This window comes from Sorangium sp. So ce131 (assembly GCF_051519095.1).
GTDB lineage: Bacteria > Myxococcota_A > Polyangia > Polyangiales > Polyangiaceae > Sorangium.
This window is the reverse complement of the sequence record NZ_CP150455.1, coordinates 12,443,735-12,458,309: the sequence shown is the minus strand read 5'-3', so window position 1 is coordinate 12,458,309 and position 14,575 is coordinate 12,443,735. Positions and strand designations below refer to the sequence as shown.

The following is a 14,575-nucleotide window of genomic DNA, read 5'->3' as shown; positions in this document are numbered from 1 at the left end:
ACGACGGGAGGGGGCACGCGGCCAAAACGAGCTCCTCCCGTCGCCTATTTTGTGGCCGGCGCCGCGCCGATGCTCTGCTCCTGCCGCTGACCTACCTCGTTGGTTACGCGGACGGGTGAAGAGTCGTGTTGGCAATTTTTGATGGGTGAACGGAATGCGCCACGCCCGCTACGGCATGGGAGCCGCCACTCGCCGCTGCTGTCGTTTCAGCAGGAGCTACGCTGAGAATTTTATCTTGCCCAGCGCAATGCGTGACCAGGGGACGTCCTGACAGCTTGCCGCCCCCGGACATCGCCGCCATCGAGCATGATCCGCCTCCGCGATGGCGCGCTGCGGTGGGCCGGCCGCCCCGCCATCAAAGAGCTGGGTCGACCAGCGCACCATCGGCATCAACGACGGTGCTCAGTAACATCGCCTGGCTCAACACGGGGCGCGGTCTGCGTGACGCGTGCCGGCTCGCATGCCTCGCGCCGGAGGGCCCGCGTTTCTCCCCTGAGGATTTCGTCGCGGCCCTCGCGTGGACGTGGGTCGCAGTGCCGCCTCCCGCGCGCGAGCCGCTCGCCGCGTTGTGCAAGCCGCCGGGGGCGCCGCACACCGTCGCATCGCTGTTGGCTTCTTTCTTCCTCGACCTGATCGCGATGGGACGGCGCCTCCGCATTCACATCGAGCCAGCCGCGCTCGCCGCTGACCTCTCTGCGGTCTTCGGCGATCGAGGTTCCGCGCTCGCGGAGCAGCTGCGCGAGGAGAGTGCTAAGATCGAGGCGCAGCTCCGCGAGCACGCGGACGTCCTGAAGACCCTCCTTGCGGAGGCTGGCGATGTTGCCCGTGACGACACGGATGCGCTCGCGGTGCTCCGCTCCGCGGACGCGATGGGCCCGAAACAGCGGACCTGGGTGCAGGCGATGGCATGGCGCGTGATGACGGAGCTCGTGCACTTCCGTGACGGGAATCCAAAGATGGCGGAGGGCCTCGACGACGCGGCGCAGGGGAAGCATTTGCTCGTACGGATGCTGGCCGAGCAGCCCCCGGTGCTCACCGAGGACGCGTGGGAGGGTATCCTCGCGGAGAGCGAGGCAGAGGTCATTGCGTGGCGGATCGCGCTCGTCAGCCTGCGCATCAGCGAGCTGCACGCATCGCAGGTCTGCCGCGCCTTCCTCGAAAACGCGGAGCTCCGGGCCTACGCGATCGGCATCGGTCGTGACGAGCGGGCGATGCGCGAGCTCGGTGAGCTCGCCGCCAAGGTTCGCGCCGGCAGGGGGAGTGAGCATCGATGACGCCCACCCCTCATGACGCCCTGTTCAAGTCGACGTTCAGCCAGCCGGCGCACGCGGCCGGGGCGCTCCAGCAGGCGCTGCCGGCGGCGTTGGCCGCCCGCATCGACTTCGCGTCGCTAACGCTGCAGCCCAGCAGCTTCATCGATGAAGCGCTCGCGGCGAGCCACAGCGACCTGCTCTTCACCGCCAGGCTGGATGGAGCGTCGCGGGTCCTCTACGTGCTGTTCGAGCACCAGAGCACGACGCACCCGCTGATGGCGTTTCGGCTGCTCGCGTACATGGTGCGGATCTGGCAGGGCTACCTGGAGCGCCACCCGAACGCGACGCACCTCCCGGCGATCTTGCCGGTGGTGCTGCACCACGACGAGACCGGCTGGAGCGCTGCGGTTTCGTTCCAGGATCTGCTGGACGCGCCGTCGGGAGCGCTGGCGCTGATGGCCGAGCATGTGCCGCAGTTCCGGTTCGTGCTGGACGACATCAGCAAGGAGGAGGACGACGCGCTGCGAGCGCGGTCGATGACGGCGCTGGGGCGGCTGGTGCTGTGGTGCTTCCGGCACGCGCGCGATCCTGACGAGCTGGTGGCCCGTCTGTCGGCGTGGCGGGAGGTGCTCCGCGAGGTGCGTCGGGCACCCGACGGAGTAACTGCGCTCAAGCGCGTGTGGCACTATATTTTCATCGTCGTCAACCCGCCCCGGCCCGAGGAGCTGCTGCGGAGGCTGCTCGTGGCGGCGGGACCGGAGTTCAAGGAGGAGATGGTGACCATTGCAGACTACCTTCACGAGCAGGGGCGCCTGGCGGGCGAGCGAGAAGGCCGGCTGGCGGGCCACCTCGAGGGGCAGCGGAGCGCGTTGCTGAAGCTGCTCGGGCTGCGCTTCGGCGAGCTGCCGGAGCCGATCGAGGCGCGCATCGGCGCAGCCGATGCCGTGCAGATCGATGGCTGGCTCAAGCGCGTGCTCACGACGCCCACGCTCGACGACGTCTTCAACGAGCGCTGATGCGGATTCTTCGCGTGTGATGCCGCCGGTGCCAGCGACCGCGCTGCGCCTGACGCCTAGGTCGCACGCTCACGCTGAGGCGGTGGTGATAGCCTGGCGCGGTGCGACGTGCGTTGCGTACGTCAGGCGGGCGGCGAGGGCGGCGATGGCGAAGAGCGCGCGGCTCGACCGGAGTTATGCCGAGACGGACGAGGCAAAGGCGGAGATGCGCCGGATGTGCAGGGGCACACCGGCGGGGTGACAGCGGTGGTGTTCTCGCCAGATGGCTGGCGTTCTCGCCGGAGGGCAAGCCGCTCGCCTCGGGTCTCGAGACTGTGGAAAGCGCGTACGGGTGCCCTGCTCGAGACGCTCGAGGTGTCCACCGACGCGGTGGTTTCGGTGGCATTCCGCCGGATGTCGATGTCCTTGCGTCAGCTGGCGTCGACAGCTGCATGGTGCTCTTCGGCGGCCGCGCCTCCGGGGGCAGCCGACTTGCTACACTTTCTATGGTGAGCCGTAGTACGACGCCGACCCGATCCTGTGCGTGGCCAAGGATGCCGTATCGGAGCATTGACGCACCCCGTCGCGTGCCACGGGACGGTTATGGTCCCGGTCCGCCGGCTTGGATGTAGTGAACGCCAAATCAGCAAGCTCGGCGAGCAACCCAGACACCCTGGTCCTCACGGTGGATCCCCAGCCGCCGTGCCCAGCGCCGACGCTTCCGTCTGAGATGCGCTCGTCCGCCCCCTCGGATCCATTGGCACGTTTCGTTTCCTGCGGATGCTCTCCTGGATGGCTTCGACCTCCGCCTTAAACTTCACTCGCTTCAGACGACCCTCCAGCTCGTCAAGATCCTTCTTGAACTGATCGCGCGCCGCCGCGGCGGCGCGCTCGGCCTCCCGCGCTTCATCCTCACTCCCCTTGGCCCTGGCTTCACTCTCCTTGGCCCTGGCCTCACTCTCCGTGGCCCTGGCCTCGCTCTTCCTGGCCAGCGCGGCCTGCGCGTTCGCCGCCGCCTCCTTGGCCTTGATGTCCTGTGTGTACTTCCAGCCCACTGTAAAAGCGAACGCCATAACGACCGGCCCCGCAGCCCCCATCAGCATCTGCATCCTGCTCCGCCGCTCGACCACGCGGCCCCGCCGGACGAACGCCTGCGCCCGCTCCGACAGCGCGACCCGCCCCGCGCGCGCGAGGTCCTCCGCCGCGATCAGCCGCCGCTTCTTCCAGAGCAGCGAGTCGTCCCGCTCCGCCGCATACCGCTCCGCAGCCTGCTCCAGCTCCTCGGCCAGCGCGCGATCCCCCCGCGCCTCGTTCACCCATCCGCGCAGCGTCCCCCATTGCGACAGCAGCGTCTCGTGCGCCAGCGTCAGCCCCGACTCCGCGCGCACCACGATCCTCGCCTGCTCCAGCGCCGCGACCACCTCCAGCGCCGCCGGCCCCACCTCGCGCGCCAGCGCCTCCAGCGTCCGCTCCGCGCGTGTCCCCTGGACCGTGGTCATGGCGAGCAGCACCGCGCGCACGCGATGCTCCGGTACCCTGGCCGACAGCGCCTGCGCCGTCGCGTCCGCATGCCGCTCCAGCGCACCCCCGATCCCGCCGATCGCCGTCAGCCCCGCGCGCGTGATCTTCTTCCTCTCCCGATCGCGCTTCTTCCACAGCTCCGTCAGCGCGAACTGCACGAGCGGCATCGCCGCGCGCGCTTCCCTGAGCTGCCTCGACACCTCCTCGCGCAGCGCCTCATCCTCGAACGTAACCCCGTACGCCTCCAGCGCCTGCTCGATGATCTCCCCCCACGCCTTGTCGCCGACGGGCGCGATCTGAAGCAACCCCCGCGGCAATACCCGCCCGAGCTCCGGCAGCGCCAGCAGCGGATCGAGCAGATCCCGCCGCGCCGCAACCAGCGCGCGCACGCCCGGCACGGGCGGCTCCGCGATGGCCGCGAGCAGCCTCGCCGCCCACGCGGCCGAGTCCCCGCCGCTCACCGTGACGAGCTCTTCGAGCTGATCGACGACGAGCAGCGTCCCGCGCGACTCCGTCTCGGCGCGCAGCGCGAGCGCCGCCGCCGCCTGCTCGGGCGAGCGCGCCGCCGCCTCCGGCACAATCTCGCTCAGCGCCGCCGCGATCGCGGCGCGCGGGTCCGCGCCGGGCGACGCGACCCGCACGTCCCACTGCTGCATCCACCCGCCGAGCCTGCCGTCCGCCGCGACGGGCGCGACCCCCGCGCGCGCCAGGCTGCTCTTGCCGCTGCCCGAGGGCCCCACGATCGCCACGAGCCCCCGGCTGCGCAGCATCTCCACCGCGGCGGCGACATCGGCCGACCGGCCGAAGAACACGTCGCGGTCGTCCTTCTCGAAGCGCCCGAGCCCGCGGAACGGCCCTGCCTCCTCCGGCGGCAGGCTGCGCGCCCGTCCGCCGATCTCCCCCCGCAGCCGCTCGAGCGCGACGGCGACGATCTCCGCCGAGCGCGGGCGCCCCTCGCGCGCGGGCGAGAGCAGCGCATCCACCAGCTTCGCGACCCCCGGCGGCACGCCGGGCGCGACGTCGCCGAGCCGCGGCGCCGCCTCGCTGCCGTCCAGCACCTCCCCGCGCAGGCCGCCCCGCTCGCCCGTCGCCAGCACGGCCGGCAGCTTGCCGGTGATGCACTCGAAGAGCGTCGCCCCGAGCGCGTACAGATCGCTCGCGGGCGTCGCGGGCAATCCCTCGCCCACACACGCCGGATCGATGTACCCCACCGTCCCGCTCGGGAAGATCTCCCCGCTGCTCCTTCCAGGCCCCTCGGCGCCCTCGACCGTGGCCATGCTTAGCGTCGACATGTCGGTGCCGAGCGCCTCGGGCGGCAGGTGGCTGAGCCGCACGCGCATGCCGCTCTGCTCCTTGCCACGCCGCCTCCGCCCACCGCCGAAGGCGATGCCGAAATCGATGAGCTTTACCTGACCGTGCGCCTCGAGGATGTTGTCCGGCTTGACGTCGCGGTGCACGAGGCCGGCCCGATGCACGGCCGACAGCGCCGATGCCACGGCGGCGCCGATGGACAGCACCCGAGCGAGCGGGATCGTCTCGCCCCTCCGGACGCGCTTGGCGAGCGAGTCGCCTTCCACGAGCTCCATCACGAGGCCCACGACCCGCGGATGCTCCGGATCCTCGACCAGGCGGTGGAACCGGACGATGTTGGGGTGCTCGACCTGGCACAACAGCCTCGCCTCCTCGATCACCTGCGCCCTCGGCTGCCGCGCTTCGTCGGGCGCGAACAGCTTGATGGCCACCCGGCGAACCTCGATCTCCACGTCGCCGTCGCGGTAGATCTCCCGGGCGAGCACCACGGGCGCGAACCCGCCCTTGCCCAGCTCCCTCACGAGGTGGAAGGGACCGAGTCGACCTGGATTCGCTCGGTCGAGCAGGCGCTCGAGCGGCTTGCGTCGGTCGCGGTCAGCGTGGATCATGTTGAGTCGCTCCGGTGCGCGGCCGAGAGCGCGGCGCCGGAGTCCTGAAGCGACCGGCAGCGCGCCTCCCGACAGCGCCGCTCACGCCGGCTCGGGTGCAGAGGAAGCCGGATGAGAAGCTCGGCCAGCTCCCCAACCTCCCCGCGCGCTACGCCCGGCGCCGCCGGCAGAGCAGCCCCGCCAGCGCCAAGCCGGCGAGCCACCCGGCGCTCCCCTCCTGCCCCCCCGGCCTGGCCGCGCAGGGCCCGATCACGCCGCTCCCGACCGCGAAGAACTTCTCGGGCTCCACCGCAACCTCGGTCGGCGGCGCGCCCGGCCCGTCGCCGTTGCCGTCCGTCGGGTCGTCGCTGAGCGGGGCGCCGAGCGCGCCCGCCGCCGCGATCTTCGCCTGGTTCGCGACCGTGTTCGGCGCGTCCTCGTCGACCGTGACCGAGAAGCGCACCGTGACGCTCTTGCCCGACGTGATGCCGCCGCCCTTCTCCGGCTCTGCCCCGTCGCCGAGCCGGAACCGGACCGTCCGCGTCTGCGCATCGTACTCGCCGAGGTCGTCGCCCACCGTGTCCGTCTGCTTCCCCGCGCCGGGCCCGTCGACGATCTCCAGCGATCCCGGCACGAACGTCACGCCCGCGGGCAGCGGATCGGTCAACACCACGTCCACCGCGTCGTCATTGCCGCTGTTCAAGGCCTTGATGCGGTACTCGATGACGTCGCCGCGGAACGTCGGCGGCCCGCTCACGTCCGTGGCCACCTTGGTCGACTTGCTGAAATCGGGGCCGAAGTTCGAGATCGACGTCACCCAGCCCGCGAGGAAATAGAGCTCCTGGCTGCTCGTGGCGATGATCGTGGCCCGCTCCTGCCCGGCCTTCAGCTTCGCGCTCACGTCCACGATGTCGATGTCCATGCCCGACATGCTCTGCGGCGTGCCCTTGATCCTCGGGAGATCGCCCTCCACCGACACCGGCTGGCCGAGCGCCGAGCGGGTGCCGTTGAAGAAGTTGTCCGCGGGGTTCATCGCGTCGCTCAGCGCCTCGGCCACGTCGGGCCTCGCCGGGTTCGCAGGGTTGAAGAAGACGCTGTCGCCCGAGTTCGTGTTGTCGCCCTCGAACGCGATGATGCCGAGCTTCGCGGCGAAGCCGCTGTCGGGCGCCTTGAAGCCCGACAGCTCGACCCGCTGCGAGTTGCCCGTCGAGACCCGATCGAGCCCGTCGAACAGCGCCAGGTTGCGCGGCGGCGAGTTCGGCGCCTCGTAGAACACCACCATCCACCACGCCACGAACACCACGTCGTCGTCGGCGTTCCTGACGTCGACGACATCCACGCCGCCCACCCGGTACGCCCCCGGGCCGCTCTCCTTGACGATCGCGGTGACGTCGGCGACCGACTGGTAATTGTGCGTCTCGTCGGGCTTGCCCTTGTTGATCACCGTCTCGACCGAGTCGATCGCGGTGATCGGGCCGTCGAACCCGCCCTCGTGGTGGAGCTCGACCTCGGTGTCGACGCCGGCGGTGTTGCGCGCCGCCCAGTACAGGAACGCGTGCGTCACCGTCGCGCCGTCGGGGAGCTCCAGCACCGCGGTCGTGCGCGCCATCTCCGGCGAGATGTCGAGGTTCGCCTCCGCCCTGCCGTCCTCGGGGGAGTCGGAGCGCCAGAAGAGGTCAGGCCCGGACTCGACGGTCGACTGGCCGCAGTCGCCGAGCGTGCCCGCCGCGGGCGCCGGCGTCGACGAGCGGCACTCCTGCCCGAGCGAGCTCCCGATGAGGGCAAAGTCGCCCGGCTGATCGACCTGCACGCGCAGCTTGGGCTCGGCCGTCGCGCTCGCGGACGTGAGGCCGATCAGCGCGAGCGAAGAGAGGCCCGTGATGCTCAACTGCTTTCTCATCGATTCTCTCCGGTTCCGGCCTGCGGCTTGTATGCGGCCTTCTTGATGATGTTGAACTGGACGCGTCGATTCCTCTGTCGCCCTTCATCGGTGGCGTTGTTGTCGAGGGGCTGGTCCCGTCCGTAGCCCTGGGCCGTCAGCCGGGTCGAGTCGATGCCGCGGCGGACCAGCGCCGCCAGGACCGAGTTGGCGCGGTTCTGCGACAGCACCCGGTTGTGCTCGTCGGTGCCGCGGTCGTCCGTGTGCCCCTGGATCTCGATGAGGATGATCTCCGGGTGCTCCAGGAGGACCTGCGCGACCTCGTCGAGCAGCGGATCGCTCTCCGGCTTGATCGTGGCCTTGTCCGTGTCGAACTGCACCTGCTGGAGGATCACGACCTGCTTCTCGGTCACCCGCACCGCCTTCGGGCAGCCGTGCTTCTGCGGGTCCGGGTTCGCGTGGCCCTTCTCCCTCGGGCAGGCGTCCGTGTCGTCGCGGAACGTGTCGCCGTCCGTGTCCGGCGGGCAGCCGTGCTTCGTCGGATCGTCGCTCGGCAGGCCGGCCGCGAGCGGGCAGGCGTCGACGGCGTCGAGGATGCCGTCGTTGTCCCGGTCGAGCGGCGGCGGGCAGCCGTTCTTCTTCGGGTCGTCGCTGCGCACGCCGGGCTCGAGCGGGCAGGCGTCGTCCGCGTCGAGGATGCCGTCGTTGTCCCGGTCGGGCGGCGGCGGGCAGCCGTTCTTCTTCGGGTCGTCGCTGCGCACGCCCGCCACCTGCGGGCAAGCGTCGACCACGTCGGCGATGCCGTCGCCGTCCCGATCCGGGGCCGGCGGGGGCTGCTCCGGCGTGAAGCCGACCATCGCGACCACGCGCAGATCCGGCGTGCCGATGCCCGAGGTGAGCCCCGGACCCACACCGAGCCCCGCCTCCATGAAGGGGAGGAAGCGGTACCGCGCGCCCACGAGCAGCTCGGCGTTGATCGAGCGATCGCTCACGTCCTCGAGCACCATCGCGGTGCTGAGCTCCGGCCCGACCTGGAGCCGGTCGTCGGCGGCGAGGAAGCCGACGCCGCCGCCCAGGGTGAGCATCGTCCCCTGCGCCACGCCGCCGAACGACTGGGAGCGACGGAGCTCGGCGCCCACCGCGGCCGACCACACGAGCCGCTCGATCCGGCCGCCGGCGACGACGAACGGCATCCCGCGGACGCTCCCGTCGCTCACGAACGAGTCGTCCGCGCCCGTGGGCAGCCAGAGGTACGCCCCCACCGCGACCTGGAGCGGGTCGTGGTAGGCGCCGTAGAGCTGCACCCGCGCGCCGAGCCGCAGGTCGCCGAGCTCCGCGCCGCTCGGGGAGGCGAACGCCCGGCCGCCGCCGCTCGGGCTCTCGCCCGACTGGAGGGCGGTGAGCGGCGCGTCGAGGTTGAAGACCACCTTGTTCCAGAGCGGCAGCGACGCGTTGAGCCGGAACGTGAGCTGGTCGCTGACCACCGCGCCGAGGTCCGCCCCGTCGCGCTCGCGCCGGAGGACGAGCGGATTGCTCGCATAGTCGGCCATGAGCATCACGTGCGGCGTCAGGTGGCCCGCCGAGAACGCGGACGGCACGCTGAACAAGCGGTCCCCGGCCGGCGCCGGGACGAAGCGGTTCAGGGCCAGGCCTTCAGGCTCGAGCGGCGCCTCCTGCGCGCGGGCAGGGGTCGGCGCGGCGGCGAGGGCGGCCAGGGCGGCGGCGAATGGAACGAAAGACCAAGGTCTCATCGAGGTGGCACCCTGCATCGGCGGGTTTCGCATGACGATATAAGACGCTGTCGCCGACGAGTATACAGGTCGGAAATAGCGTCGTCGCCGGCGACGAGCGACATGGTCTCCATCTTCGTAGGACCTCTGCGCACCTCCCCGGACCCTCTGAACGAACGAGAGGTTGTCTCGCCGCGCGCTCGTCGCTTCATCGCAGCTCGCCCCGGCCGCGCCGCCGACCCGCTCGGCGCGCGCGCCTGTCGACCCGCTCGGCGCACGTTCGCCGCCGACCCGCTCGGCGCAAGTTCGCCATCGACCCGCTCGGCGCACCTCGCCATCGACCCGCTCGGCGCGCGGCCGGCCGGTCCGCTCGGGCGCGCCGACACGCGGGCGGCCGGAGCGCGCTGCAGTGCGCTCCGCCGCGCGACCCGGGGGTGATCCCCGAGCGCGCTGCGGGCGGCGCCGGACCGCGCCGCGGCTCGCCTGCGTCGGGGCGCCTCTGAACGCCTGCGCTCGGGGCGCCGAGCGGCTATGGTGGCTGCACACCGCGATGGGCACCCTCCTCAAGCGCGCGCTCGACCAGGCGGCGGTCTGGCACCGGGCACAGAAACGCAAGTATCCGAACGCGGACGTCCCCTACATCAGCCACCTCGCCGGGGTGGCGGTCCTGCTCGCGCGCCACGGCTTCGACGAGGAGGTCGTCGCGGCCGGCGCCCTGCACGACGCGATGGAAGATCAGGGGGTCACGTTCGACGAGCTGCGCCAGCGCTTCGGCGAGCGGGTCGCCACGCTCGTCCTCCACGTCACCGAGCAGGACAGGTCGCTGCCCTGGGAAGACCGGAAGCGCCTGTATCTCGAGGCGTTCCCCAAGAAGCCCTGGGACGCTCAGGCCATCTCGCTGGCGGACAAGATAGATAACTTCCAGTCCATCATCGTCTGCTCGCGCGAGCACGGCGACCCATGGCCGATGTTCAAGCGCGGCAAGGAAATCCAGGTCGCCCGGTTCGAGGAGCTGCGGGCGATGTCGCGGGCGCTGCCACCGCACCCCCTCATCGACGAGTACGAGGCCGTGCTCGACGAGCTGCTCTCGCTCCGCTGAGCCCCGCGCCGGCCCCGCGCCGATCGAGCGACGACATCGACCCACGCCGCGGGGATCCGTCAACCATGGTGAGCAGGGCAGGCACCTCGGCTCCGTCCCGGGCAAGGCCGCTCCCGCCTGATTTCCCGGTCTGCGCGGCGTTCCAACGCATCTTGCACGGTGGATGAGGCCCTCTCCCCGGCACATCCGATGCACCACCGGAGACAGCGCTCCTCCAAGGAGGGACCGATGAAGCTCCTGTCTCCCCGCCTCCACGGCTACGTCGATTACACGGTCGTCGTCCTGCTCGCGCTCGCGCCGCTGACGCTCCGCCTCGATCCGGTGCCGGCGTCGGCCTGTTATGTCGCGGCCCTCGGGCACTTCATCGTGTCGCTGCTGTCCGACCACCCGCTCGGCGCCTCCGGCAAGATCCCGCTCGCGGTGCACGGCGCGCTCGAGCTCGTCCTCGGCGCCGGCCTGCTCGCCGCGCCCTGGCTGCTCGGCTTCGCCGCCCCCGGCCGGGCGCGGACCTTCTTCGTGGCCGCCGGGATCGCGCTCGTGACCCTCGCCGTCTCCACGAGGATCCTGGCCGGCGCGGACGCCCGCGCGTCGCGTTACGATCGCTACGACCGCTGAGCCGCGCGGGCGGCGCTCAGCAGGCGGAGAGCGCCGCCTGCGCCTCGCGCATCACCTCGGGCCAGGCGGGATCCGGGCGCGACACCTCCAGGGCGATCGCCAGCGGATCCTCGCCGGCCTCGATCGCGAGGCGCGCGGCGGAGGACCCGGTGAGCAGGTCGAAGGCCGGGATCGTGTCGACGTACTCGTACCGCTCGGTGCGGAAGCGGAACTGCTCCGGCTGCTGCCGCCGGGCGAAGGCCGTGAGCGCGACGTAGGTCGCCACGGGGCGGAAGGCGCGCGGGTCCGTGACGTGGATCTGGACGCCCCCGCAGATCGCGCCGGCGTGCTTCTGGAACGTCGGCCGGAACGTGAGCGGCCGCGCCACGAAGCCCGGGAGCGCCGTGGACGCGAGGCGCGCGGCGAGATCGCGGCCGTCGAGCCACGGGGCGCCGACGATCTCGAACGGGCGCGTCGTGCCGCGCCCCTCGGACAGGTTCGTCCCCTCCAGCAGGCAGCCGCCGGGATAAACGAGCGCGGTGTCCGCCGTCGGCATGTTGGGGGAGGGGAGGACGAACGGCCGGTCCCACTCGGCCGCGAGTGCCTCGCGGCGCAGGCCCTGGACGGCCACGACCGAAAGGCCGCAGGCGACGTCGCCGAGCGGGATGCCCTCGCGCCGCGCGAAGAGCGCGAGCAGCTCGCCCACCGTGAGCGCGTGGCGGATGGGCACGGGCTCGAGGCCCACGAACGAGAGGAACCCCGGCGCCTGCGTCGCGCCCTCGACGCCCTCGGCCGCGCCGCCGATCGGGTTCGGCCGGTCGAGCACCACGACGTGCACGCCCGCGGCCTGCGCCGCCCGCAGCGCGAGCAGCGCCGTCCAGACGAACGTGTAGTACCGCGCGCCGACGTCGGCGAGATCGACGAGGAGCACGTCGATCTCCGCGAGATCCGCCGCGGAGGGCGAGAGATCCTCGAAGCGGTCGCCGTACAGGCTGACGATGCGGGCGCCGGAGCGGGCGTCGACGGCGCTGCTGACCGCCGCCATGTCCTGGGCCTCGCCGCCGTAGCCGTGCTCGGGGCCGAAGAAGACGCGCGGGCGCACGCCGAGCCGCTCGAGCACGGCGGCGATGTGGGTGAGCTCGCGGTCGACGCTCGCGGGGTGCGCGAGCACCCCGAGGCGAGCCGACCGGAGGCGCTGGAGGAGCGGGAGCTCCGGGAGACGGTCGAGTCCGACGTGCACGACCACGACCTACCAAGGCGCGCGCGGGCAGTCCATTTGTCCGCGCCGGATTCTCCGGGAGGGGGGCGGCGCGGCGCGGAAACCGCGGCTCAAGGCTCGGGCAAGGGCGGCGCGTCCGGCTCGACCTCGAGCTCGGGCGCTTCCAGGGCGGCGTCGTCGCCCGAAGATCCGTCCGAAGGCCCCGCCGGCCACGGATCCTTGCCGTCGTCGCGCAGGTGGATCTGCTCCAGGTAGAGCCCGTCCGGCGGCGCCGTGATCCCCGCGTCGCGCCGGTCGCCCGAGGCGATCGCGCGGGCGATCGCGCCGGGCGCGAGGTGGCCGCGCGCCACGTCGATCAGGGTGCCGACCAGGATGCGCACCATGTTGTGCAGGAACGCGTTCCCCTCGATGTCGAACCGGACGACGCGCGGGTCCGCGGGGTCGAGCGACAGCGCCACGTCGTAGATCGTCCGCTGGGTGGAGGTGCGCTCGTCCACGCTCGTCCGGAACGCGGCGAAGTCGTGGGTGCCCTTCGCGGCGGCCGCCTCGGCGCGCGCCCGCTCGATCGCGTCGTCCGTGAGGCCCTCGACGCGCCAGGCGCGCCGGATGAGGAACGGGTCGCGCACCTGGTCGCGGAGGATCAGGTAGCGGTAGCGCTTGCGGAGACTCTCGAAGCGCGGCGAGAACCCGACGCGCACGACCGAGGCGCGCCGGATCACGATCTCGTCCGGGAGGTGGCGCGCGGTCGCGAGGACCCAGCCGCGCGGCGGCAGCGGCGCCGCGGTGTCGAACGCGACGCGCTGGTCGCGCGCGTGCACGCCCGCGTCGGTGCGGCTCGCGCCGCGGACCTCGCGGATGGCGGGGTCGATCGCGCGCAGCGCGCCGAGCAGCTCCCCCGCCACCGTGCGCTGGTCGCGCTGGCGCGCGTAGCCCGCGAAGGGGCGCCCGTCGTAGGCGACCGAGAGCAGGATCCCGCGGCCCGATGCAGCGATTCTCGCCACTGCCCGATGATGGCCGCGGGCTAGCCGCCGCTCCCCCCGCCGCCGCCCCCGCCGCCGTCGCCCGAGCTGCCCCCGCCGCCGTCGCCCGAGCTGCCCCCGCCGCCGTCGCCCGAGCTGCCGCCCCCGCCGCCGCCTCCGGAGCCGGACGCCGACGTCGTGGAGGCCGCGCCGCTCAGGGGCGCGTACCCCCTCACGCACTCCCGGTTGACGAGGCCCTCGCTGTTCTTGCAGCACTCCTCGGGGGGCGACAGCTTGCCGTTCACGACGCAGGACGGGAACTGGTGGCACGCGTCCGCGTCGTTGTTGTTCAGGATCCCCGTCTCGGGGTCGACGTTGTTGGTGCAGGTCGGCGTGGTCCCGTCCTCCACGGTGCACGCGGCGCCCTGCGAGGCGAGCGGCGCGAGCGCGAGGAGGAGCAGGCTGGCCATCCGGAGGGAGAGCGTTCGCATCGGCGGCTTCCTATTGCTTGATGGTGAAGTTGATCGGCACGTTCACCACGACGCATCCGCTCTGCGGCGGAGGCAGTGATTTGCCGCGGAAACGGCCCAGGACGCAAGACGCAATCTCGTTCGAGCCGACCGAGTCGTTGACGATCGAGGCGTTGCACACCGCGCCTGACGAGCCGACCTGCACGCTGACCGTCAGCTTTCCCGAGACCTCCGAGGTGCGCAGCGCGCGGTTGTAACAACCCTGCGCGGAACGAGCGAGCCCGAGCACCGCCGAGTCGAGCGCGGGCGAGCCCACCCCGTCACCGCACTTGCCGGTGCAAGGCCCCTTGCCGGTCGTCGACGGTTGTCCCGTCGCGACCTTGCCGGCGTCCACGCCGGCGTCCTCGACCTCGTCGACGGGCGGCGGGGGCGGCGGCGGCGCGAAGGGCGGCGGGTCCGCCGGCTTGGCCTCGGCCGGCGTGGCGGCCGTCGGCGCGGCGGCCGTCGGCGCCGGCTCCGGGCGCAGCCTCCAGTACAAAAGGCCCGCGATGAGCGCGGCCAGCACGACCATTCCCGCGATGTAGAGCCCAGTGTTGCTGGATTTTCCTGGAATCTGCTGAGACGGCGGAGGCATCGATGCGGACACGTGAGAAGTCCTCCCGGAGGAGCGCGCGGGGGGCGGCCGCGTGGGCCGGGTCCTCCGTGCGCCGGAGCCGAGACGCGGGCGCGTCCGGCGGGGCCGAGTCTACAAGGGAGGGCAGGGGAGCGCGCCAGGAAACTGGATGCGCGCGGGACGAACGCGCGGGGCCGCGCGGCGGGCAGGTCCGCGGTAGCTCGGCGGCAGCTCCGCGGCGGGTCGGCGGGTGCGGCAGGTTCCGCGGCGCCTGCGCGGCAGATCCGCGGGCGCCTGCGCGGCAGCTCCGCGGGCGCCTGCGCGGCAGCTCCGCGGGCGCCTGCG

At 72.2% G+C, this 14,575-nt stretch carries 11 protein-coding genes; 4 read left to right on the top strand and 7 right to left on the bottom strand.

All coding sequences use genetic code 11. The features are described from left to right. Positions 1-275 precede the first annotated feature (275 nt). On the top strand, positions 276-1,274 hold the full coding sequence (locus WMF43_RS45370) for a hypothetical protein (RefSeq protein WP_437674761.1): 999 nt from the start codon (positions 276-278) through the stop codon (positions 1,272-1,274). Beyond that, positions 1,271-2,269, top strand: coding sequence for an Rpn family recombination-promoting nuclease/putative transposase (locus WMF43_RS45365; protein ID WP_437674759.1), 999 nt, complete (start codon positions 1,271-1,273; stop codon positions 2,267-2,269). The genes WMF43_RS45370 and WMF43_RS45365 overlap by 4 nt, the downstream gene beginning before the upstream one ends. A gap of 659 nt (positions 2,270-2,928) precedes the next feature. Here the strand turns inward: WMF43_RS45365 and WMF43_RS45360 are convergent. From WMF43_RS45360 to WMF43_RS45350, 3 genes are all read right to left on the bottom strand, one after another. Next, a complete protein-coding gene (locus WMF43_RS45360) occupies positions 2,929-5,688 on the bottom strand; it encodes an nSTAND1 domain-containing NTPase (RefSeq protein WP_437674757.1) in 2,760 nt (919 codons plus the stop codon). A gap of 148 nt (positions 5,689-5,836) precedes the next feature. After that, the gene (locus tag WMF43_RS45355) at positions 5,837-7,567 is read right to left on the bottom strand and encodes a DUF3344 domain-containing protein (protein ID WP_437674755.1); all 1,731 of its coding nucleotides are present in this window, start codon (positions 7,565-7,567) and stop codon (positions 5,837-5,839) included. Continuing rightward, positions 7,564-9,297 carry an OmpA family protein gene (locus WMF43_RS45350; RefSeq protein WP_437674753.1) on the bottom strand — a complete coding sequence of 578 codons (1,734 nt, stop codon included), beginning with the start codon at positions 9,295-9,297 and terminating at the stop codon, positions 7,564-7,566. Before WMF43_RS45350 ends, WMF43_RS45355 begins: the two co-directional genes overlap by 4 nt. A gap of 529 nt (positions 9,298-9,826) precedes the next feature. Between WMF43_RS45350 and WMF43_RS45345 the strand changes: the two genes are divergently transcribed. Both WMF43_RS45345 and WMF43_RS45340 read left to right on the top strand, forming a co-directional pair. Beyond that, the gene (locus WMF43_RS45345; RefSeq protein WP_437674751.1) at positions 9,827-10,375 is read left to right on the top strand and encodes an HD domain-containing protein; all 549 of its coding nucleotides are present in this window, start codon (positions 9,827-9,829) and stop codon (positions 10,373-10,375) included. A 228-nt stretch (positions 10,376-10,603) separates the two neighbouring features. Then, complete coding sequence (locus tag WMF43_RS45340; RefSeq protein ID WP_437674750.1) at positions 10,604-10,990, top strand: SPW repeat domain-containing protein; 387 nt, start codon at positions 10,604-10,606, stop codon at positions 10,988-10,990. A gap of 16 nt (positions 10,991-11,006) precedes the next feature. Here the strand turns inward: WMF43_RS45340 and WMF43_RS45335 are convergent, their stop codons facing one another. The 4 genes from WMF43_RS45335 to WMF43_RS45320 all read right to left on the bottom strand — a co-directional run bounded on the left by WMF43_RS45335 (position 11,007) and on the right by WMF43_RS45320 (position 14,251). Then, positions 11,007-12,209, bottom strand: coding sequence for an exo-beta-N-acetylmuramidase NamZ family protein (locus WMF43_RS45335; protein WP_437674748.1), 1,203 nt, complete (start codon positions 12,207-12,209; stop codon positions 11,007-11,009). An 89-nt stretch (positions 12,210-12,298) separates the two neighbouring features. After that, positions 12,299-13,189, bottom strand: a complete 891-nt coding sequence (gene truA, locus WMF43_RS45330; protein WP_437674746.1) for a tRNA pseudouridine(38-40) synthase TruA — start codon at positions 13,187-13,189, stop codon at positions 12,299-12,301. A gap of 20 nt (positions 13,190-13,209) precedes the next feature. After that, positions 13,210-13,638 carry a hypothetical protein gene (locus WMF43_RS45325; RefSeq protein WP_437674744.1) on the bottom strand — a complete coding sequence of 143 codons (429 nt, stop codon included), beginning with the start codon at positions 13,636-13,638 and terminating at the stop codon, positions 13,210-13,212. Between the two features lie 10 nt (positions 13,639-13,648). After that, entirely contained in the window at positions 13,649-14,251 is a 603-nt protein-coding gene (locus WMF43_RS45320) for an AgmX/PglI C-terminal domain-containing protein (protein ID WP_437674742.1), read from the bottom strand. Positions 14,252-14,575: the final 324 nt, after the last annotated feature.

Bases quoted from the DNA above. Each gene is read 5' to 3' on its own strand.
- WMF43_RS45355 (WP_437674755.1), bottom strand. From the start codon at position 7,567: ATGAGAAAGCAGTTGAGCATCACGGGCCTCTCTTCGCTCGCGCTGATC.
- WMF43_RS45340 (WP_437674750.1), top strand. From the start codon at position 10,604: ATGAAGCTCCTGTCTCCCCGCCTCCACGGCTACGTCGATTACACGGTC.
- WMF43_RS45350 (WP_437674753.1), bottom strand. From the start codon at position 9,297: ATGAGACCTTGGTCTTTCGTTCCATTCGCCGCCGCCCTGGCCGCCCTC.
- WMF43_RS45325 (WP_437674744.1), bottom strand. From the start codon at position 13,638: ATGCGAACGCTCTCCCTCCGGATGGCCAGCCTGCTCCTCCTCGCGCTC.
- WMF43_RS45365 (WP_437674759.1), top strand. From the start codon at position 1,271: ATGACGCCCACCCCTCATGACGCCCTGTTCAAGTCGACGTTCAGCCAG.
- WMF43_RS45320 (WP_437674742.1), bottom strand. From the start codon at position 14,251: ATGCCTCCGCCGTCTCAGCAGATTCCAGGAAAATCCAGCAACACTGGG.
- WMF43_RS45360 (WP_437674757.1), bottom strand. From the start codon at position 5,688: ATGATCCACGCTGACCGCGACCGACGCAAGCCGCTCGAGCGCCTGCTC.
- WMF43_RS45345 (WP_437674751.1), top strand. From the start codon at position 9,827: ATGGGCACCCTCCTCAAGCGCGCGCTCGACCAGGCGGCGGTCTGGCAC.